The sequence below is a fragment of the Pedobacter nyackensis genome (assembly GCF_032678475.1).
GTDB classification, from domain to species: domain Bacteria; phylum Bacteroidota; class Bacteroidia; order Sphingobacteriales; family Sphingobacteriaceae; genus Pedobacter; species Pedobacter nyackensis_A.
Genome location: NZ_JAVTSF010000003.1, coordinates 141,827 through 163,082, shown reverse-complemented (window position 1 = coordinate 163,082; position 21,256 = coordinate 141,827). Strand labels below are relative to the sequence as shown.

The following is a 21,256-nucleotide window of genomic DNA, read 5'->3' as shown; positions in this document are numbered from 1 at the left end:
GGCGCTCAGTAAAGAATATCTTATAAGAATCATTGTTCCAGGATCAGTGTTTGTGACGTTTGTTTCGTTTCTTATTATATATCAATTAAGTCCAGAGTTTAGTTAATCCCCCGGCCTCTCTCCCCGAATGATGTTTTGAGTTAAGATAAATGGTTTAAATATTTTTTAACCTAAATTTTAATTTATCATGAAAAGGCTTACACTAAGTTTGTTCATGTTGATGCTCATTGTCGGAGTTACAATGGCACAAGATCGGACAATTACGGGTACCGTTACAGGAAAAGACGACGGAACTCCGATTCCGGGTGCATCTGTAAAAGCTGTTGGGACTACTATCGGGACATCAACAGATGCAAATGGTAAGTACGCGATAAAGGTCGCGCAGGGACAAGCTTCTCTGGAGTTTTCTTCTATTGGTTATTTACGGCAGGTCGTAACCATTGGCGCATCAAATGTTATTGATGTGGTGATGCTTTCTGATGCAACGCAGCTGGGTGAGGTTGTTGTTACTGCGCTTGGTATTAAGCGTGAAGTAAGGGCATTGGGTTATGCTGCTCAAAGTGTAAAAGGAGATGATTTGAGGAGGGCTGATCAGGGAGATGTTATAAAATCCCTTTCAGGTAAAGTTGCCGGCGTGCAGATCACGTCTTCATCAGGTACACCAGGTTCTTCAAGCTATATCCAGTTGCGTGGATCAAATTCCCTGACCGGAAATAATCAACCTTTGTTTGTGATCGATGGAAGTCCGGTCGACAATTCTCAAAACTATTCAGGCGATCCTTCCGACGAAAAGAATAACTTATTACAAGGTGCATCGAATTCGAATAGGGGAGCGGATATCGATCCGAACGATATAGAAAGTATAACTATTTTGAAAGGTCCGGCTGCTGCGGCTATTTATGGTATAGATGCGGCAAATGGAGCGATAGTGATTACCACTAAAAGAGGTAAGGCAGGGAAGATTCAGATCGATTTCAATACTGGTATTTCATTCGATGCTGTGAACCGTTATCCCGGCCTTCAAAATCAATGGGTTAAAGGATCCGGAGGGGTCATTGCTCCTTTTTCTTCCACCAACCGTTATTCATGGGGACCACATGTTCGCGACGTGTCCTGGAATGGAATACCTAATGAATATGATGTTCATGGAGATGTTGTTTTAAATACAGATCCTACTGCTAAAACCCCTTTTGTTCCGTATGATAATCTGAGAAATTTCTTTAGGACAGGCGCTACCTTTAGTAACTCAGTTTCTGTGAGTGGAGGTAACGACATTGCAGTTTATAGAGCATCAGTGAGTAACGCTTACTCTAATTCTATTGTCCCTCTACAGAACTTCCAACGGACTTCAGTGAGTTTTGCAGGTGATTTGAAAATATCGGAAAAGCTAAAATTGGCGACCAGCATGACTTACATAACCAGCGATGGCAATATGCCTCAACAAGGAAGTAACTTGTCGGGTATTATGCTGGGATTAACCAGAACGCCTATATCATTTGATAACTCTAATGGTGCCAAAGATGCAGATGATCCAAAAGCGTTTTTGTTTAGCGACGGTTTACAGCGCTCATACAGGAATGGGATTTATGATAACCCATATTGGACAATCAATAAAAATCCCTACAAAACACTGCTGAATAGGTTGATGGGAAACCTGCAGTTGGATTATACGATTGGAAATGGGTTTAGCGCGACCTATAGAGGCGGTCTGGATACTTATAATGATAATCGGCATCAGTATTATGAGCTTCAGTCCGGTGCTTTTGATGGAGGTCGGATTTTTGATGACCGGTTCACTTATAGAAGTATAAACTCTGATTTGATTGTAAGCTACACCAAAGAGTTTAACGATAAATGGCGCTTCGATGGAAAAGTAGGAGGAAACTTATACAACAGGAAGCTGGATGAGCTTTATGTTCAGGGCGATGGGTTTATTGCCCCGGGATTTGATAATATCTATAATGCAAAGGCCGTGAAGTCTGCCAATTTTGTAACTCCATATAGGAAATGGGGTGTTTATTATACCCTAAATCTTGCGTATAAAAATATGGTGTTTTTGGAAACCACAGGTAGAAATGACTGGACTTCGACGCTTCCAAAATCAAAGAATTCATTCTTTTACCCTTCTGTAAATTTGAGTTTTATATTCTCTGAACTGGAAGGAGTTAAAGGAGGAGTGTTGAGTATGGGTAAACTTAGGGCTTCTATTGCACAGGTAGGTAAAGACCCCGGACCATTTTTATTAAATTCTTACTATGTGCCAACAACATTTCCTGATGGTTATACCAGTGGTATTTCTTTTCCTTCAAATGGTTTTGGGTCTTTTGGTTTAGACAATGTCCTCGGGAACCCGGATTTAAAGCCTGAAAAAACTACAGCGTACGAAATAGGAACACAATTGCAGTTCTTCAATAACCGTTTAGGCATGGATCTGACTTTCTATTATAGTAAGGGTGAGGACTTAATTGTTGAAGCTCCGGTTCCGGGATCTACAGGTTATCAGTTTGTTACTTTAAATTCAGGATCTATAAGGAATAGAGGTTTGGAATTGCAAATTACAGGCACACCAATTAAGAACGAGAATTTTGAATGGACTTCTTTTCTAAATTTTAGCACAAACAAAAGCAAGGTGTTATCGCTGGCCCCCGGGGTAAACCAGATTACGCTTAATGGTTTTACCGGGACTGTTATTGCCCAGTTACCTGGCAAGGAAGCTGGTGTGATTTATGGATATGGTTATACCAATGATGCGAACGGTAATATGGTTATCGATGATCGTGATAATCCAGGATATCCCTTGTCAAACACCAATGTTCAAAAGCAAATTGGCAATCCTAACCCTAAATTTCTGATGGGCTTTGGTAATACATTTACTTATAAGGGGGTTTCATTATACGCATTGATAGATTGGAAATTTAAAGGAGATCTTTGGAATGGTACCAGGGCTTCTTTGGCGGCAATAGGTACATCGGACCTGACTAATAACAGAAATACGCAGATGCTATTTCCAGGTGTTTTGGGACATCTGAATGTGAACGGCGATCTGGTGCATTCAGATGCTTCAGGAAATGAGGTGCCGGGTCCTGGTGGGCCTAATACACAGAGTGTTTCTTTGAATGAAGCGTGGTATTTGGGTGATGGCGGAGGCTTTGGAAATTTAAATGAGGCCGCTATTGAGGATGCCTCTTTTATTAAATTGAGAGAGATTTCGTTGACTTACAATTTCGAAAAATTGTTTAAAACAGATGGGAAACAATTTGTTAAAGGACTGACTGCTGGTTTTTTTGCCAGAAACATTATCATCTGGACTCCTTATCATGGGATAGATCCTGAAACAAGCTTAACCGGAGCAACCAGTTCACAAGGGATGGATTATTTTAATAACCCGGGAACAGCCAGTTATGGCATGAATCTGAAATTCAAGTTCTAATCTGTACTAATTTAAATATAAAGAACATGAAATCTTTAAATATAAATAATATAACAAGAGTTAGCTTAATCTTGCTGATCGGGACGATGAGCTTGGTTTCTTCTTGTAAAAAGGGGTACTTTTACGAAGGTATTAACGATGACCCTTCGCAATTAAAAGACCCTGTGCCTTCCAGTCTTTTGCCTGGTATTATTCAATCGACCGGATATTTGTGGGGTGGAGATGCTTCGAGGTTTACCTCACTTTTTATGCAGCAGGTTACGGGCATTGCCAATCAGTCTATATCGGCTAACCGTTATGCGGTTTCAGCTGATGATGTAGATAATATGTGGACCGCGGGTTTGTATGGGGGCGGTATTATGAATAATACCAATTCAATGTTAACCAAAGCAAACGAAATGAATCAGGGGCATTATGCTGCGGTTGCTAAAGTATTGATGGCGAATAATCTGGGGCTTACAACTGATTTATGGGGTGACGTTCCTTACAGTGAGGCTTTTAAAGGGCTTGGTGTTTTGCAGCCTAAATATGATACCCAGCAGCAAATTTATGATGCGCTGGATAAGCTACTGGATGAAGCGATTACAAGTCTGGGTACTCCGGATGGAAGTGCGTTTCAGCCTGGAGCAGAAGATCTGATGTTTAAAGGTGACCTGGACAAGTGGTTGAGATTTGCACATTCATTAAAAGCGAAGTTTTACCTTCATAGGGCTAAGATAGACCGGAATTTTTATGACCGGGCTTTGCTGGAGGTTCCTCAAGGATTTTTGAATGGCGAACATGCTAGTGTTTTGTTTGCAGGAACCAGTTTACCTACTGAGAACCCATGGTATCAGTTTAATAACCAACGAGGAGATATCGGTTTTACAGGGCATATCTATGATATCATGGATGCTACGGGAGATCCCCGGCTAGCTGTTTACAGCGATGGAGCGGAAGGATTGGGTACTTTGTATGGAAATTCCTCTTCTCCTGTTGTGCTCATGAGTTATGATGAGCTGAAGTTTATAGAAGCGGAATGTCAGTTTCAAAAACTAGCTCAGAATAGGGCTGCTGCGGCTAATGCTTACAATGCAGCAGTTACAGCAAATCTATTGCGGACGATAAATAATCCGGCTTATGCTGCTACGGTTGCAAAAACCGCAGCTACAATAACTATGACAGATATTATGACCCAGAAATACATCGCTATGTTTTTAAACCCTGAGGTTTGGTCTGATTGGAGAAGGACCGCGCTTCCGGCATTGGTTGCGCCTCCGGGAAGTGCATTGGGAGGTGCATTACCCAGAACACTTCTTTACCCTTCTGGAGAGCAAAGAAATAATTCTAATGCACCTAGAAATACGAGTATGTTGAAACGGGTTTGGTGGGATGTACCTTAGTGATTTTAAGGAGCTAGTTATACGCTTACGGCAGGATGTTTATTCCTGCCTTTTTTATGTTTTATGCAAACCATTTTTTTGCTTAATTCAAAAATGAAATCAGGTAATTCTTCCATTAAATCATACAAGTTCTAGGACTTTACTGGTTTTTTTAATTGTGAAAACTTTCCTATGCACTTGTTTACAACAATAATTTACATAAAGTGTTAAAATGTGTTAAAAGTTTTGTTACACATATTGAACGCTTGTCGATGCGGAATAATGTATTTTTAAACTAGTTTAATTCAGTATAATATTCTGAATTAAAACTTTTTATATCCTATTATTGTTGATATTGTGTGTCACGTTATTGTCACAATCGGGTGGCGTAAGCGTGGTCTGTTATGCACGCATAACATATTTGGTATATTTGAATATTATTAACTAACCTAAATTTTAATTTCTTATGAAAAAACTTTTACAAAGTTTGTTCATTTTGATGTTCGTAGCGGGAGCTGCTATGGCACAAGACAGAACAATTACTGGTACAGTTACAGGAAAGGACGACGGACAACCAATCCCAGGAGTCTCTGTAAAAATCGTAGGTACCTCGGCAGGTACATCAACAGATGCGAGTGGTAAATATTCACTTAAAGTGGCATCATCATCAGCTTCAATTCAATTCACATCCATTGGTTATGTACAATTGACTATTCCTTTAGGGTCTTCGAATGTTGTAAATGCGGTTCTTGTTACTGATGCTCAGCAATTGGGCGAGGTGGTCGTTACTGCATTAGGCATTAGTAAAGCGGAAAGATCAATTGGCTATTCAGTTTCGTCAGTCAAAGGTGAGGATTTGGTAAAATCTGCAGAGGTTAACGCAATACAAGGGTTGGCTGGAAAAGCAAGTGGACTTGTTATTACTTCTTCAAGTGGTACTCCTGGAGCTTCAAGTAAAGTTATTTTACGGGGACCGGCATCTTTCTCGGCAGATAATCAACCATTGATTGTAATTGATGGAATTCCGATGGATAACTCTGTAAATAATGTTAATGCAGGAGATAACCCGTACAACAACACGCTTGGAGGAGCTCAGACTCCAAACCGTGCGTTAGATATTAATCCAGACGACATTGAGTCCGTAAGTATCTTAAAGGGGCCAGCAGCGGCAGCATTGTATGGACAATCTGCTGGTAACGGGGCTATTATTTATACAACTAAAAGAGGTAAAGGACGAAAAGGTATTGGTATCAATTTTAGTAGTTCTGCTGATTTCACCTCTGTAAGCAGACTCCCTAAAATTCAGTCTAAATATGGTCAGGGTTTAAATGGCGCTTATGATAATACTACACCAAATAGCTGGGGTCCAGATCTAATAGCTTCAGGAAAGGAAATTTTCAATAACACGGATAATTTTTTCAAAACTGGTCACACGTACATCAATAACTTGTCTTTTTATGGTGGAAATGATCAAAGTTCATTTAGGGTGTCTTTCGGTAGCACAAACCAGACTGGCGTAATCCCTCATTCAAAATTAGATAGATATAGTGTTAGAATGACCGGTGATTCTAAGTTGACCAGTAGAATTTCTATTGGAGGTACAATGAGTTACACAAATACAGGAATTCAGGCGCCTGCAAACGGATCTGACGTCTCAGGAGTTATGCTTGCCCTAATGAGGATGCCGGTTGATTTTGATGGCCGTAATTTTTACAATGAGGAAACTAAGTCACAGATTAAATATTTCGCAAGTTATGATAATCCATTCTTCTCTTCTAAATACAATCCGTATAATGAAGAAAACAATAGGGTTACAGGAAATGCATTCATAGATGCAAAGCTTAGCGATGTTTTTTCTGTATCCTGGAAAGTTGGTGCTGACAGTTATGCAACTGCCGGCAGAAAAGTGTTTGCGCTTACTTCAAGAGGTAATGATGATGCGAATGGTACAGGACAGGTAAACAGAACTACAGCTAATTTTCGCAACTTATATTCAGATCTCTTAGTTAAATTTAAAAAGAGTTTTGGAGCTGAGGATGCCTTCACTATTAACGGTTTAGTTGGTGCTAACTATACTTATTCCCAGTATCAGGAATCATTTGCCAGAGGAAAGCGCTTAAGTGTAAACGATTTTTATAATTTCGCTTCTGCGGGAAATTTATTTGTAAGTAATTCTGAACAATATCAAAATAGCAAAGCGATATTTGCAGATGCTACTTTAGACTACAAAAACATCGTGTTTTTGACTTTAACAGGAAGAAATGAGTGGTCTAGTACTTTCGGAAGAGATGGAAAAGGGTTCTTTTATCCTAAGGCCGATCTTTCCTACGTGTTTAGTCACTTACTAGAAGATAAAAAAGTATTAAGTTATGGTAAAGTACGATTTGCGTATTCTAATGTTGGTATTTCTCCTGCGCCATATAGCATTGGTTCTTATTATACCGTTCCATTTATTGCTGATGGACTGACCAATGGTTTCGGCTTTCCATATTTAGGAACCCAGCCGGGTTATGCGCTTTCGTCAACTCTTCTTGCGAAGGATCTTGTGCCAGAAAGAAATAGTGGTCTTGAAGCTGGTTTAGAGTTAAAATTCTTGGAAAACAGGATTGGTTTTGATGCAACATTTTATAGACAAACATCTAAAAACTTACTTATTCAACAACCAGTGTCTGCTTCATCAGGATTCCAATCATATTACCATAATATTGGAAAAATGAGAAACACTGGTGTTGAGCTTGATTTAAGTGCTCATATCATCAAGCAAGAGGATTTCAATTGGAATATTGATGTTAATTGGTCAAAAAATGTAAATGAAGTATTGGAGTTGGCTCCTGGTGTAACCCGCTTGCAATTAGGATCTGGATTTTCTGATCCATTATCTTATGCTATTGTTGGACAACCTTTCGGGGTATTGTATGGAGCGAAATTTGCTAGAAATGATCAAGGTCAGGTTCTAATTAATCCAGACTCGGGGCTACCTGAGACAGCGGACGAATTGGGATCACAAGGTAACCCTGCTCCAAAATGGTTATCAGGGGTAACTAACTCGTTCTCTTATAAATCATGGAATCTCTCGTTCTTGTGGGATTTCCGTAAAGGTGGAAAGATCTGGAACGGTACTTGGGCTAACTTAAATTTTAGAGGTAAATCTATAGAATCATTAGATAGGGAAAGAACCTATGTGGTACCAGGTGTAGTGTCGAGTGGCCCAAATGAAGGTCAGCCTAATGCAAAGGAAATCTCAGGATTCTCTTATTTTAATCAATATTTAGGTGGCGGTGGTGCAACAAATGAACTGGCGTTTCAGGATGGTTCCTGGGTTAGGTTGAGGTCTGTAGATCTATCGTATCGTTTTAACATTGCTAAAACCAATCCTAAATCACCACTCCAATATGTTGAAGTTGGTGCAAATGCAAGAAACCTTCTACTTTTTACAAAATACAAAGGTGTTGATCCTGAAACAAGTTTGACTGGTTCTGGTGTTGATACCGGAGGTTCACAAAACTTATCTGGGTATGATTTTTATAACAACCCAGGAACCAAATCATTTATATTAAACTTAAGAGTAGGTTTTTAATCTGATCGAATTATGAAAAATATATTATATACAATAGGTTTGTGCATGCTCGTTTTAGCAAGTTCATGCAAAACGGGAGATGATCTCTATGATAGCCCAAATTCACCTGTGGAAGTTTCGCCAAGTCTGATGCTAACGGCCATTGAGGTAAATACATTTATGAATACTGAGGGTGATTTAGCCCGGGTGTCTGCTGTGTTTTCTCAGCAAATGGCTGGTGTAAGTGCGCAGTATTCGACCTTGCAGAATTATCAGCTAAACAGAAATGATTATAACAATCACTGGAACGGTCTTTATTCTGGAACAATGTATAACGCCAAGTTGCTAATTGATAAATATGGTGCAGAAAATCCTCGCTACGGAGGAATTGCTAAGGTGCTAATGGCAATAAACCTGAGTGTTGCAACTGACTTTTTTGGCGATGTCCCCTACTCAGATGCGTTTAAAGGTGCTGAACTGAATTTTGTTGCAAAATTTGATAAACAGCAAGCGATCTATCAGTCTATTCAAAAATTGTTAGACGAAGCAATTGTTGATCTTGGTACGCCTGCTGGAAGTAATAACCTATTGCCAGGTGATGACGACGTTATCTTCAATGGTGCGCAAGCAAAATGGATATCTGCTGCGTGGACATTAAAGGCCCGGTTTGCTAACCGGTTGAGTCAAAAAGATGCCTCAGGCTCTGCTAACCAGGTCTTGACCTACTTGGCAAATGGGATCAAAACCTCCGCTGATAACATGGAAAACATCCATGATGCAAATTATGCAAATCAGTGGGGAGATTTTGAAAATAACAGGGGAAGGCATATCGTTGCTAACAAAAAATTTGTTGATATTTTGAATGCTACAAATGATCCAAGATTACCATATTATTTCGAGGATGTAGCTGGAGCTTATCTTGGGACTGATATTAATGTTCAGCAACTTAATACAGGTACGTCCATTATTGGGCCCTACTTTGCAACTGACCAAAATTATGGATTGGTAACTCTCCATGAGGCTAAGTTTTTAGAAGCAGAAGCAAAAGCTAGACTAGGACAAGATGCGTCGACGGCACTAAATGATGGTATTAGGGCTTCTGTTGCGTATGTAACTAAAGGAGCAAATACAGGCGCGTCTTTAGCAACTTTTACATCTGCAACTGCGACGCTGACTGCTGTGATGACAGAAAAGTGGAAAGCAATGTTCGGACATATCGAAGCTTATAACGATGTAAGAAGGACAGGGATACCTGCACTAACACCAAGACCACAATCTGTAGGAGCGGTTCTAGCGGTTACTCCAAAAAGGCTTCCAATGCCAGTTACTGAGAGTGATACAAATCCTAATGCGATTTTCGTTCCGTTAGATCAAGCCGTTTGGTGGGCTGGTGGAAACTAATACTTCCAAATAACAAAGATTTGAAAGAAGTCCTGGCTTATTGCCGGGACTTCTTTTTGTTATGAGATGTGGGATAATCTATTGAATGAGCATAATGCTTTTCTTCGTAATATCTAATGTAATTGCCTTGCCCAAAACCATCGCTCTATTATCATCAATATGCCCCACAGGGAAATTAAAACAAACAGGGTAATCATATTCCTTTACAATATCCCAGATTACCTGCTCAGGGCTAGCTCCAAATGGAATAGATTCTTCCGATACTTCATTAAACGCACCAACAATCAATCCTTTTAGTTTTGCCAGTTTTCCCGCGCGCTTTAGCATGCGCATCATTCTATCTATAGCATATTCATGCTCCCCAACGTCTTCGATAAATAAAATCTTGTCCGTATAATCTATTTCAGAAACTGAGCCTTGTAGCATTTGCATCAGCGTTAAATTTCCTCCAATTAAAACACCTTTTGCATCACCACTTCTGCCTGGAAACGAAGGAGTGTATTCGTATTTAAGGTCTTCTCCAAACAACGCTTTCCTCAAGGAAGTTAAGGATTCAGGCGTTGCAGAAGTAAAAGTATAAGGCATTTGACCATGGATACTCTGCGTATTTAATACGGCAAGTGCATGAGATAACAAAACAGTTATATCGCTGAACCCAACAATCCACTTAGGATGTTTATTAAAGGCCGTAAAATCAAGTTCATCAATTATTCTGACGGTGCCATAACCACCTCTTCCGGCAATAATTGCCTTAATTTCCGGGTCATCTAAAAAGCCTTGCAGATCGGCAGCTCTTAGCGCATCATCACCGGCAAACTGATGGTGTTCAGCAGTTACTGTTTTTCCTATGATGACTTCCAGTCCCCAGCTTTCAAGAATGGCTATTGCAGGGGCAATGCTGCCAGGTAGTTTCTTGGCCGGACAAACAATTGCAATTTTGTCACCTTTTTTTAGATATCTGGGCTGTTTAATCATAGGTAAAAACACTTATCTTTGCCAAAATAATAAAAATAGTTTTGGATAACAGTAAAATAAAAAGATATACCGTTACAGCGGCATTGCCCTATACAAACGGACCGGTTCACATAGGACATTTGGCAGGTGTTTATTTGCCGGCAGATACTTATGTGAGATACCTGCGCTCTAATAAAAGGGATGTTAAATTTATTTGTGGCTCTGACGAAAACGGCGTTCCTATTACCTTAAAGGCTAAAAAGGAAGGCGTAAGTCCTCAGGTTGTTGTAGATAAATATCACAAAATTATTGGCGATTCATTTAGGGAATTTGGTGTTTCATTTGACATTTATCACCGAACATCTTCTTTAACACATCATCAGACAGCTTCTGATTTTTTTGAAACTTTATATAAAAAAGGGGTTTTTACAGAAGAAGTTACAGAGCAGTATTACGATGAAAAGGCACAGACGTTTTTGGCTGATCGCTACATCACCGGAACATGTCCGAAATGTGGTAATGAGAATGCTTATGGTGATCAATGCGAGAGCTGTGGTAGTACTTTAAATGCGACAGATCTGATCAATCCTAAATCTACCCTGTCGGGAGAGCCTCCGGTAAGGAAAGAGACTAAGAACTGGTTTCTGCCACTGGATAAATACGAAGATCAGTTAAGAAAATATATCGACAGCCATAAAGAGTGGAAACCAAATGTTTTTGGTCAATGCCAATCATGGTTAAACGCAGGTTTACAGCCTCGTGCCATGACGCGCGATCTGGACTGGGGTGTTAAGGTTCCGGTAAAAGATGCAGAAGGCAAAGTGCTATACGTTTGGTTTGATGCACCGATCGGTTATATATCGGCTACTAAAGAGTTGTTTGAGTATGCTCGTCTGGATGTTTGGAACCCTAAAGCGGAAGAATATTACATCAACCAGAACGGAGTAGAGAAAGGCAATTGGGAAGAGTACTGGAAAGATGATGAATCCAAGCTGGTGCATTTTATTGGGAAGGACAATATCGTTTTCCATTGCATCATTTTCCCGGCAATGTTAATGGCACATGGAGATTATATCCTTGCTGATAATGTTCCTGCCAACGAATTTTTAAACCTTGAAGGACAGAAGATCTCAACGTCTAAAAACTGGGCGGTATGGTTAAATGAATATCTTGAAGAGTTTAAAGACAAGCAGGATGTGTTGCGTTATGTGTTAACAGCAACAGCTCCTGAAACTAAGGATAACGACTTTACCTGGAAAGACTTCCAGGCAAGAAATAATAACGAGCTGGTTGCGATATTAGGTAATTTCATTAATAGGGTTGTGGTGTTAACGCACAAATACTTCGATGGAAAGGTTCCAATGTGTATGCACATTACTCCTGAAGATCAGTTGGTGATAGATGAACTGGCTGCTGCTCCGGCAAAAATCAGTGCTTCTATTGAAAACTATCGTTTCAGAGAGGCTTTAGGCGAGGTGATGAACGTTGCCCGTCTGGGTAATAAATACCTGGCAGATATGGAGCCCTGGAAAGTAATTAAAACAGATGAAGACAGGGTGCGTACCATTCTGAACATCAGTTTGCAGATTGCTGCCAACCTGGAGATCTTGATTGAGCCGTTCCTGCCTTTCACTGCTGATAAGCTGATGAAAATGTTGAACTATGGTGGGCATACCTGGGAGTCGGCCGGACAGATGAACTTGTTACACAGAGGTCACCAGTTGAATGAGCCGGTTTTGTTGTTCGATAAAATCGAGGACGAAGAAGTGCAGGCGCAGATTGATAAGCTTAACCAAAGCAAGGTAGACAACACGGCTGCTTCGGCGGTTGCTGCTCCTGCAAAAGAAAATATTCAGTTTGAACAGTTTACTGCTGTGGATATTCGCGTAGCAACTATTGTTGCTGCGGAAAAAGTTGAAAAGACAAAGAAACTGTTGAAGTTAACACTGGACACAGGAATAGATCAGCGCACGGTAGTTTCCGGTATAGCTGAATATTATAAGCCTGAAGAGGTTATCGGTCAACAGGTGAGCTTAGTGGTTAACCTTGCGCCTCGTGAGATTAAAGGCATCGTATCGCAGGGTATGATCCTGATGTCGGAAGATGCAGATGGGAAGCTGGCTTTTGTTGCGCCAATCGCAAAACATAACAATGGAAGTGTGATCAGGTAATCTGATCACACTTCTTTTTTTTCTTTCTTTGCTTTTTTTCGTTTCTTCTTATCATTGAATGTCATTTCCTGCCATCCATTTTTCGGGACTGTTTCGCCCGGACAAAAGTCTGCTTTTAATATAGCCGAAGGGCTTAGCTTTTTGTTATTAAGAACGGCTTTTCCTGCAAATGTTCTTTCCGAATAATATAAAGCAAGGGCAATTACGCAAAGACAGCCCGGGGAACCTTCAAAAACCAATTGCTGTGCAGGAAAACTAAAAGCTCTGGGTTTCCATTCAATTTCAAAGGATTTTATTTCGGTACTGTTGTACTGGTTAGTGCTAAGATCAAATAGCGAAACACTAAACGCGACCGTACAGTATTGCACATTTTCCGGAGCCTTCAGTTCTTTTGGGATTTTTATCTCCGGCAGGTCAATTGTTACGATCTGTTCAGCAAGCGTAACGATGGGCTGAGCAAACAAATAATTTTTCACAGGGGATTCAAGATTAAACTCAAAGCCGTTTAGTCGGTTAAAATGATTCTGACTGTAATCAAATACGTTTTCGTCTGCAGTAGCCGCTTGCTGAAGAATCTGGTTACATTCGCCTGTGAAGCGTGAAATCATACCGCCATCGTAGAATCCGATAATGGGGTCTATCTGAACTCTGATGTATGAAGCCAAGGTGCTAGCACGGCCAAATATATAGGCCGCATTATAGGTGGCGGCAGTCATGTCTATTTGAGCCTTTTTAGTTTTGCCCTGTACTATTTGTTTGTCTTTTACTTTTCTGAATGTAAGATCTCCGGCCATTCCCCGGATAAATTTGCCATCAATTCTGGCCATAATTTTAGTGATTTAAGAGGTGAATTAAGATAAGTTCCGGGAACGGCTTGAAAACGGGAGTACTATGATTTTGTATAAATCCATATCAAATGTATAAATAATCTATGTTATATCCAAGTATTTATGCAAAAACATGGACTTGATATGGACTTAACATGGACTCACTATGGACTCACTCTTTTTTAATGTGCCAGTTAGATGCTTCTGCTACTAAGGAATTAGGCAGATTTAATCGAATGAATTAACTAGTGTGTTTTGAAAATAACAAGCTTTGAAAGACGATTATCTTATATTCCCTTTAAGAATTTCTACTTTTTCACGCTCGCTTTGGAGGAGGCGTTCCAGAAGTTCTACTTTTTCGTTGTAGAGTTCCACAACCTTGTCTATTGGGTTAAAGTTGCAAATATTGTAGGAGCCGATTGATCCTTGATTAACACTTGTGTCATTAAAAGTGTTAAAATAATTTACAATACCTTCTTCACTGAAGTTTTTAATTCCTTCTATAGTAAGACCTAGCACGGCCGCAATTTTTTCTAGTGTAGAATCTTCAATTTCTTCACTTTGTTCAATTTTTGAGATCGCCTGTTGACTTACACCTAGTTCTGTCGCAAGTGCATCTTGTTTAATGCCCCGTATTTCACGAATGCGGCTAATTTTTCTGCCAATATGCACTTTGTTGTTTTTAGCTGTAGTTTCCATATAAGCAAATATAATTAAAAGCAATCAGAGTAAACAACAATTGCAAAGTTGTAAAATACAACCGTTGGTGGTTTGTTACGACTAGTTCTTTCTGAACATTTGGGCTCAATTAAACTTAAAAATTATGAAAAGAAGTAGTATTTCCAACCCACTAAATGAACCGCATTTTAAGGATCTCATTTTGTTACTAGCAAAGAAATTTGACCCTTTGCAGATTATTTGCTTTAGCAGACGTTTTTCGTCAGTTGAAATCAATGGTTCTTTTATAGATTCATCATTAGTTCAAAGCGGACATTATGCCTTACTTATGGTTACTGAAAGTCAAATTCGTATTGACTATGAGGTACAGGACTATGTTAACGCACATTATAAGCAAGGTACAATTACTATTCTCTGCCATAATAGAGCAACTATTGAAGAGGCCATTAAAGCGAACAGCCGGTTTTTTATGAGTGTTTATACAGAAGGAGAATTATTATATAGTCAGAATGGCTTACCCGAATTTGATTTTAATGCACGTTTTGTTCCTTTACAGGCAGCAGAAGGCGCACAGAACCATTTTGATCACCGTTTACCTTTGGCCGAAGCTTTTTTGCAGGGAGCCGCGGAATGTTTGTTAAAAGATCAACACAAGGTTTGTGTGTTTATGCTTCACCAGGCAATGGAACAAGCGTGTATTGCTTTGATCAGGGTACATATTGCTTATCGTTTGGAAATGCATAATTTACATCGGTTGCTTCGCCTGAGCCTTTGTTTTTCTGATCGACCGTATAAGTTGTTTGTTACTGGTATGGCGAATGATGAAAGGCTTTTCGATATTTTGATGAAAAGCTATTCCCAGGCCCGTTATAAAGACAGTTTTTCAGTCGAAAAACAAGATGCGAGGTTACTTTATGATCGTGTTTCTGCTTTTTAACGCTTGTTCGGGAAATGTGCGAAAGTAAAATTGCTGAACTGCAACAGCAGGCAGAACTGTATGAAAATGCTTTGTTAAATGAAGCATGAAGAATAAATAGAGCGTAATTGTTTAATCTCTTATTTAAACAAAACGTTTTATTATTATATTTGCGCCTCCTGTTAAACGTCATTTGTTAAAAACGGGTATGGTTTCGTAGTTCAACGGATAGAATAGAAGTTTCCTAAACTTTAGATATGGGTTCGATTCCCGTCGAGACCACAAGCCTCTTAGGATATTCTGAGAGGCTTTTTATTATATAGTTTTATTTGTTATCCTGTTTTGAACCATCAATTACGGTTAGCTCATCCCAAGGAGTTTTAATGAAATTATAATATGTTGCGCTCACATATTCCTTTTCTAAGAAAGAGAATTCCCAACAAAGTCTGTCAGACTGTTCATTGTATTCAAAATTCACTAAAAAATTGTTTAGATTATATCCGCGCCTATTTGCTTCTTTAAGCGCAAATTCTTGAATGGCGTCCCTAGATAGAAACATATTTTTACTCCCAGCTCCATGTCTTGGCCAATTGAGTTTTAGGATTTGACCATAATCATCTAAATGAAGGGTTATGTTGTAACGAATGATGCCTAATGATGAATCTTTCAGATAAAAATTAAGTTCATACTTCGGTACAACAGAATGTTTTTTGTGAGGATCGCCATCTTTAAGATATGAAATAACATCAACAATTTGGGCATTGACGAAATGAATAGAATCTTTAAAACCCCAAAAAGATTTATCCATTAGTATTTTAACTTCCTTTTGTATGCTAGTGGGTAATTTGTTAAGTGATGATACTGTTATGGAAGCTTCCTGATAATTGTAGGCAATCCAATCTTCTTCATGAACAATCATTTTTTCTTGGCCAGCCAAGGAAAACCAATGGATGGCTAATATTAATGTTATTAAATAAGAGGACCTCATTATTTAAAGATATAAAATCCGAATAACAATATAGTGGCCATTGTTTTTTTGCTTGGTTGAATCAGCCAGGAGATTAGGTACTCAAAGTCCCTATGAAAAACATATTATAAAAATCCCTGTAGAAATCTGTTGACAAATCTGGACATATAGAGAATCACACATTAAAAACTGGACACATATGTGTAACGTGTCCAGTTTTTCGATAAAAATGAACACGTAGGGAAAAGATTTTAAGGTCAAAAATTAAGCTAACCTTAAATTAACACCTATTTTAAGGTTAGCTTAATTTTTGACCTCTGGTTTAACTATTGGCTTTTAAATTTCTCCTATTGTTCGTACTTCAACGCTTCCGCAGGATTGGCCTTGGCAGCCTTATACGCCTGAAAACTGACCGTCAGAAATGCGATGGCGGCAGTGCCGACTATTGATATCAATATAACCGGGAATGATATGCTTGTCCGGAATTCAAAATTAGTGAGCCATCTGTTCATCAGATAATAAGCCAAAGGTACACCAATACAGGCAGCAACAAATACCATTTTCAGGAACGAAACCGACAGCAATCTCATGATATTGCTCACTGAGGCACCCAGTACACGGCGTACACCAAATTCCTTCGTGCGCTGTTCCGCACTGTAAGCCACCAGGCCATAAAGTCCCATGCAGGAAATAAATATTGCGATACCGCCAAACAGGTTGGCCAGTATGCCCAGGATCTTTTCAGACTGCAGTTTTTGGGCGTAGAGATTGTCCACAAATTTGATGTCGACCGGATAGGCCGGATTCAACCTTTTTGCGACAGCTGAGATCAGTTCAACATTCCGGCTCAAACTGTTGGCCGGATTCAGGCGCATGTTGATGCTAAAGCACTTGTTCCTGTTGAAATTGATGACCATTGGTTTTTCAGCCTTGTAAGGCGAATCCCAAATGAAATCTTTGAATACCCCGATTACCTTCAAATCGTTGCCATGAAGTTTCACAATAGTGCCCAGCGGATTTTGAAGGTTCATCACTTTTACAGCGGAACTGCTCAGCATAATCCCTGCCGTATCAGAAGCAAAGTCTTTAGAAAAATCACGTCCTGCAACTAACTCCACACCGCTAGTCTCCACAAAGTCGTAAGTTGTTTCCAAACGGTTAAAAACAATATCCTGCCCTCCAGGAGCCATATTGGGCCACTCGAAACCCCAAAACCAGTTACTCACGCTGGAAAAACTACCAGAAGCCTGGTTGACGGCGGTGACGGCACCTGTTTTCAGGACCTCTGATTTAAAGACATCAAATTTGCGGGAAAGCTCGCCCTCCTGCGGTAATTCTACCAGTAGATTTGCGTGGTAGCCGATCGGCCTGTCCTTGATGAAGCCGATCTGTTTGTAGATTACCAGCGTCGCGATGATCAGCATAATGGCAAAGCAAAACTGCCCGACAACCAATACCTGCCTAAAATTCACAGGGATTGACTTTGCCCTTGCCGTCTTTCTTTTTAAAGTTTGAATGGGGTTGAAAGCAGAGAGGAACAGCGCAGGATATAATCCTGACAGCAATCCGGTAACCAATATCACTCCAAAAATTACCAGCCAGTACCAGATATTGCCATAGTCTATTATAATTTCTATACTAAGTAAATTATTAAACATTGGCAAAGTAAGCTCTACAATGGTTATTGCCGCCAGTACACTACCCAATGTCAGTACCATAGCTTCGGTAAGGAACTGTATAACGAGTGAAGCCCTTGTGGCGCCAATGGTCTTCCTGATCCCGACTTCCTTTGCCCTGCGTTCCGATTTGGCGGTTGCCATATTCATAAAATTTATACAGGCGATCAATAAGATACCAAAGGATAGGCCAATAAAAAGATAAATTCTTTCAATGTCGCCACCAACATTTTTTCCGTTAACGAATTTATTGTAGAGGTGCTTTTTCGCAAATGGGAATAAGAAATTCTCCGTTTTGCTGTCGGGACTTCTCTCATTAAATATACCTTTGATCTTGCTGTTGATTAAATCGACTTTTGACGGGTCGTTTACCTTTACCATTGCCAGCCAGCTGAAGCTGCCCCAATCCCAATTTTTTGCCCTTTCATTTATTAACTCAAAGAAAGACCAGGGTAAGAGATAATCGAACTTAATGGAAGTATTATCCGGAAAATCTTTGATTATGCCAGTGATGGTGAGGTCCCTTTCATTTTTGTATTTTATGCTTTTGTTAAGCACATTGATCCCGCCAAATAACAGTTTTGCCGTCTGTTCAGTTATGACAACTGAATTGGGTACATCAAGCGCTGTTGCGGGATTACCAGCTATAAACTCGTAATTGTAGATCTCCAGTATTTCAGGATCTGCAAATATTTCAACCTTTTTGAAGCTTGTTCTGCCATTGGCAATGAGTGTATTCCCACCTCCTGCGATACGTGTTACCGCATCAACTTCTGGAACACGTTTTCTGATCTCTCCGGCGATGCCATTCCCCGGAGCATCACCCGTATTGGTGATCTTTCCTGATGCATCCTGGAAATTGGTCATTACCTGATAAACCTTGTCAGCATCTTTGAATTCCCGGTCGAAATTCCATTCGTAGTTCACGTACAATAGGAGTAAAAGGCAGGAAGCCAGACCTATTGCCAGACCAATAAAATTAATCACAGAAGAAGTCCTATTTCTCCAGAGGTTTCGCAAAGCGATTTTTAAATTGAGTCTGAACATGGCGGCAACTGGTTTATCGGTTAAAGATAAGATTGAAATGCAATTCACCAAGTTAGTGCCAAGATCGGCAAACGCTTTAAATTGCTGTTACACCCTGCTTTCTTTCGAAATCGACGGGAAAGCGTTCATTATTGAACATCGGCTGTACGCTGCCGGACACCCGGTACCAGGCGCTCATACGTTTCTGTAACATGCAAATAAATTTATGCTTGTGGAAATTGATTTATTAGTACTATTTTACCGTTTTAAAAAAGCAATAAACTAATTGCAGTTTTCTTAATATGGAAAAAAGTTTAATGTCAACTGACGAAGAATTGATCAAATTGATTTCTCAAGGCGACGAAATGGCTTTTTCTCATCTTTATAGAAGACATTGGGAGTTCCTTTATACAACTGCGGTTAAAGTACTTCGTTCCGAGGATTTTGCAGTTGATGTTGTACAGGACGTATTTCATTCCTTGTGGATCAGGCGTGAAGAAATGGACATAAAAAATTCTGTAAGAGGATACCTGTATACCAGTGTGCGTTATAAATCTTTAAATATTATTAAAAAGGAATTATCCAATAAGGATTACCTGGATGTATTAATGATTACCATAGCAAAATATGATAATGATGATGCGCAACAGATACTCCAGCTTAAGGAATTGAAGCAAAATGTTGAAAAGGTAATTAATAACATGCCTGAAAAAATGAAAAAAGTGTACGAACTGAGTAGATTCGAAAACTTATCACATCAGGAAATTTCTGATGAGCTTGGCATTTCAAAAGAAACCGTAAAAAAGCATATTCAGCATGCATTGTTAATTTTAAAGAAGTCAATTTTGCTGCTATTTGCCATTTTGATATTCGTCAAAAGATAATTCAATAGCAATTCTAATTTATTTTCATTTTTTTTTACCCCTTGCTTCCATTTTTTTTGACGTGTATATAAGGATCATACTATGAAGCCAAATAATGTAATCAGACTTATTGAAAAGTATCAACAGGGATTAGCCAATGCTCAGGAACAGGCAATTGTTGAGCAGTGGCTGGACGATTTGGAACTTACAGGTCATACTGATCTGTCTGAGGAAGATAAGCTTAAAAAAATGCAATTAATGGAGTCGGATCTTTTAATGAAGATTCGAAATCAGCAGTCCGATCAAAGGAATACTAAGAAAATTCCATTATGGATCGCGGCAGCTGCGGCGAGTATATTGCTGGTATTATCAGTACAATTATTTTTTATTGGACAGTCGCCAGACTTCAAGGGGGATAAAAATGCTGAGACAGCAGAAACTGCAATTCCTGAAGAAATAAATAAAGCAACGCTGATTTTACCCGATGGAAAATCTATCCCTTTGCAAAACCATAAAAATGCCCCGATTGTGGCCGGCAATAACGTGTCAAATGCTACAACCAATGCTGGTAAATTAGTTTACGGTACAGATGCTGTAACAGATGAAGATAATACGCTGGTTACACCAAAAGGAGCAGGTTATGAAGTTGTATTGCCGGATGGTTCAACTGTAGTGCTCAATACATCTTCGAAACTAATTTATCCGGTAGCTTTTAGGGGTAATACCCGTACGGTAAGGTTAATTGGGCAAGCCTATTTTGAGGTTAAGAGTAATCCTTCAAAACCATTTTTTGTAGTTGCTAACGGTGTCAATATTCAGGTGCACGGAACAGGCTTTGATGTAAATGCGTATCCCGACGAGCCTGTCGTAAAAACCACGCTTGTTCATGGTGCTGTACAAGTAACTAATGACAAGACTTCAACGATGATATCTCCGGGACAACAGGCGACTTTAAACGAAAATGACGATCAAATAAAAATAACTAAACCAAATTTAGATGAAGTGCTCGCCTGGAAAAAATGGGAATTCAGATTTGAAGGCGCTGACATCGTTTCTATACTCAAAGAGGTATCGAGGTGGTACGATTTGAATATCATCTATAAAGGTGAAATCAGTGACCACCGTTTTTCCGGATCTCTTTCAAAGAAAGTAAGTTCAAATGAACTCCTGGAGATTTTGGAGAAAACAAAACACGTTCATTTTGAGATTGATAACCAAACTGTTACCGTCTTAAAAGGCCCAAAAAAGTAACCAAATAAAGAACCAAATATGAATAAACCTAGACCAACAAACATGAAAAGAATCACTCAACGACCCGTAGATTAATCACGATAAAATACGAAGTATCAAAAAAACCGGAAGTGATTCGCGCCACTCCCGGTAATAAATTGATTCTCGTTTATAATCCGCAATTAATTGTCTTTTAAACT

General features: G+C 39.4%; 14 protein-coding genes and 1 tRNA gene. 10 read left to right on the top strand and 5 right to left on the bottom strand.

What is annotated here, in order from left to right:
* Positions 1-187 precede the first annotated feature (187 nt).
* The 4 genes from R2Q84_RS11635 (at position 188) to R2Q84_RS11620 (ending at position 9,748) form a co-directional block, all read left to right on the top strand.
* Positions 188-3,430, top strand: coding sequence for a SusC/RagA family TonB-linked outer membrane protein (locus R2Q84_RS11635; protein WP_316816714.1), 3,243 nt, complete (start codon positions 188-190; stop codon positions 3,428-3,430).
* A gap of 26 nt (positions 3,431-3,456) precedes the next feature.
* Entirely contained in the window at positions 3,457-4,812 is a 1,356-nt protein-coding gene (locus R2Q84_RS11630; protein WP_316816713.1) for a SusD/RagB family nutrient-binding outer membrane lipoprotein, read from the top strand.
* Between the two features lie 445 nt (positions 4,813-5,257).
* Positions 5,258-8,368, top strand: a complete 3,111-nt coding sequence (locus R2Q84_RS11625; RefSeq protein ID WP_316816712.1) for a SusC/RagA family TonB-linked outer membrane protein — start codon at positions 5,258-5,260, stop codon at positions 8,366-8,368.
* A gap of 12 nt (positions 8,369-8,380) precedes the next feature.
* The gene (locus R2Q84_RS11620) at positions 8,381-9,748 is read left to right on the top strand and encodes a SusD/RagB family nutrient-binding outer membrane lipoprotein (protein ID WP_316816711.1); all 1,368 of its coding nucleotides are present in this window, start codon (positions 8,381-8,383) and stop codon (positions 9,746-9,748) included.
* Between the two features lie 78 nt (positions 9,749-9,826).
* Here the strand turns inward: R2Q84_RS11620 and R2Q84_RS11615 are convergent, their stop codons facing one another.
* Positions 9,827-10,723: an LD-carboxypeptidase gene (locus tag R2Q84_RS11615; RefSeq protein WP_316816710.1), complete on the bottom strand. Its 897-nt coding sequence runs from the start codon at positions 10,721-10,723 to the stop codon at positions 9,827-9,829.
* Positions 10,724-10,764: 41 nt separating this feature from the next.
* On the opposite strand from R2Q84_RS11615, the gene metG reads away from it, so the two are divergent.
* On the top strand, positions 10,765-12,873 hold the full coding sequence (metG, locus tag R2Q84_RS11610; protein WP_316816709.1) for a methionine--tRNA ligase: 2,109 nt from the start codon (positions 10,765-10,767) through the stop codon (positions 12,871-12,873).
* Between the two features lie 5 nt (positions 12,874-12,878).
* Here the strand turns inward: metG and R2Q84_RS11605 are convergent, their stop codons facing one another.
* Positions 12,879-13,700, bottom strand: a complete 822-nt coding sequence (locus R2Q84_RS11605) for a hypothetical protein (RefSeq protein WP_316816708.1) — start codon at positions 13,698-13,700, stop codon at positions 12,879-12,881.
* Between the two features lie 282 nt (positions 13,701-13,982).
* Entirely contained in the window at positions 13,983-14,399 is a 417-nt protein-coding gene (locus R2Q84_RS11600) for a helix-turn-helix transcriptional regulator (RefSeq protein ID WP_316816707.1), read from the bottom strand.
* A gap of 124 nt (positions 14,400-14,523) precedes the next feature.
* Here R2Q84_RS11600 and R2Q84_RS11595 point away from each other — a divergent pair, with 124 nt between their 5' ends.
* Both R2Q84_RS11595 and R2Q84_RS11590 read left to right on the top strand, forming a co-directional pair.
* The gene (locus R2Q84_RS11595; protein ID WP_316816706.1) at positions 14,524-15,315 is read left to right on the top strand and encodes a HEPN domain-containing protein; all 792 of its coding nucleotides are present in this window, start codon (positions 14,524-14,526) and stop codon (positions 15,313-15,315) included.
* A gap of 189 nt (positions 15,316-15,504) precedes the next feature.
* Positions 15,505-15,576: transfer RNA gene (locus tag R2Q84_RS11590), tRNA-Arg, on the top strand.
* A gap of 43 nt (positions 15,577-15,619) precedes the next feature.
* Here the strand turns inward: R2Q84_RS11590 and R2Q84_RS11585 are convergent.
* Together R2Q84_RS11585 and R2Q84_RS11580 are read right to left on the bottom strand one after the other, a co-directional pair.
* A complete protein-coding gene (locus tag R2Q84_RS11585; RefSeq protein ID WP_316816705.1) occupies positions 15,620-16,282 on the bottom strand; it encodes a hypothetical protein in 663 nt (220 codons plus the stop codon).
* A gap of 326 nt (positions 16,283-16,608) precedes the next feature.
* Positions 16,609-18,984 carry an ABC transporter permease gene (locus R2Q84_RS11580; RefSeq protein ID WP_316816704.1) on the bottom strand — a complete coding sequence of 792 codons (2,376 nt, stop codon included), beginning with the start codon at positions 18,982-18,984 and terminating at the stop codon, positions 16,609-16,611.
* Here R2Q84_RS11580 and R2Q84_RS11575 point away from each other — a divergent pair.
* The 3 genes from R2Q84_RS11575 (at position 18,983) to R2Q84_RS11565 (ending at position 21,077) form a co-directional block, all read left to right on the top strand.
* Positions 18,983-19,174 (top strand): hypothetical protein, encoded by a 192-nt coding sequence (locus R2Q84_RS11575; protein WP_316816703.1) that lies wholly within the window; start codon positions 18,983-18,985, stop codon positions 19,172-19,174. The genes R2Q84_RS11580 and R2Q84_RS11575 overlap by 2 nt on opposite strands.
* A gap of 91 nt (positions 19,175-19,265) precedes the next feature.
* On the top strand, positions 19,266-19,847 hold the full coding sequence (locus tag R2Q84_RS11570; protein ID WP_316816702.1) for an RNA polymerase sigma-70 factor: 582 nt from the start codon (positions 19,266-19,268) through the stop codon (positions 19,845-19,847).
* Positions 19,848-19,928: 81 nt separating this feature from the next.
* The gene (locus R2Q84_RS11565; protein WP_316816701.1) at positions 19,929-21,077 is read left to right on the top strand and encodes a FecR family protein; all 1,149 of its coding nucleotides are present in this window, start codon (positions 19,929-19,931) and stop codon (positions 21,075-21,077) included.
* Positions 21,078-21,256: the final 179 nt, after the last annotated feature.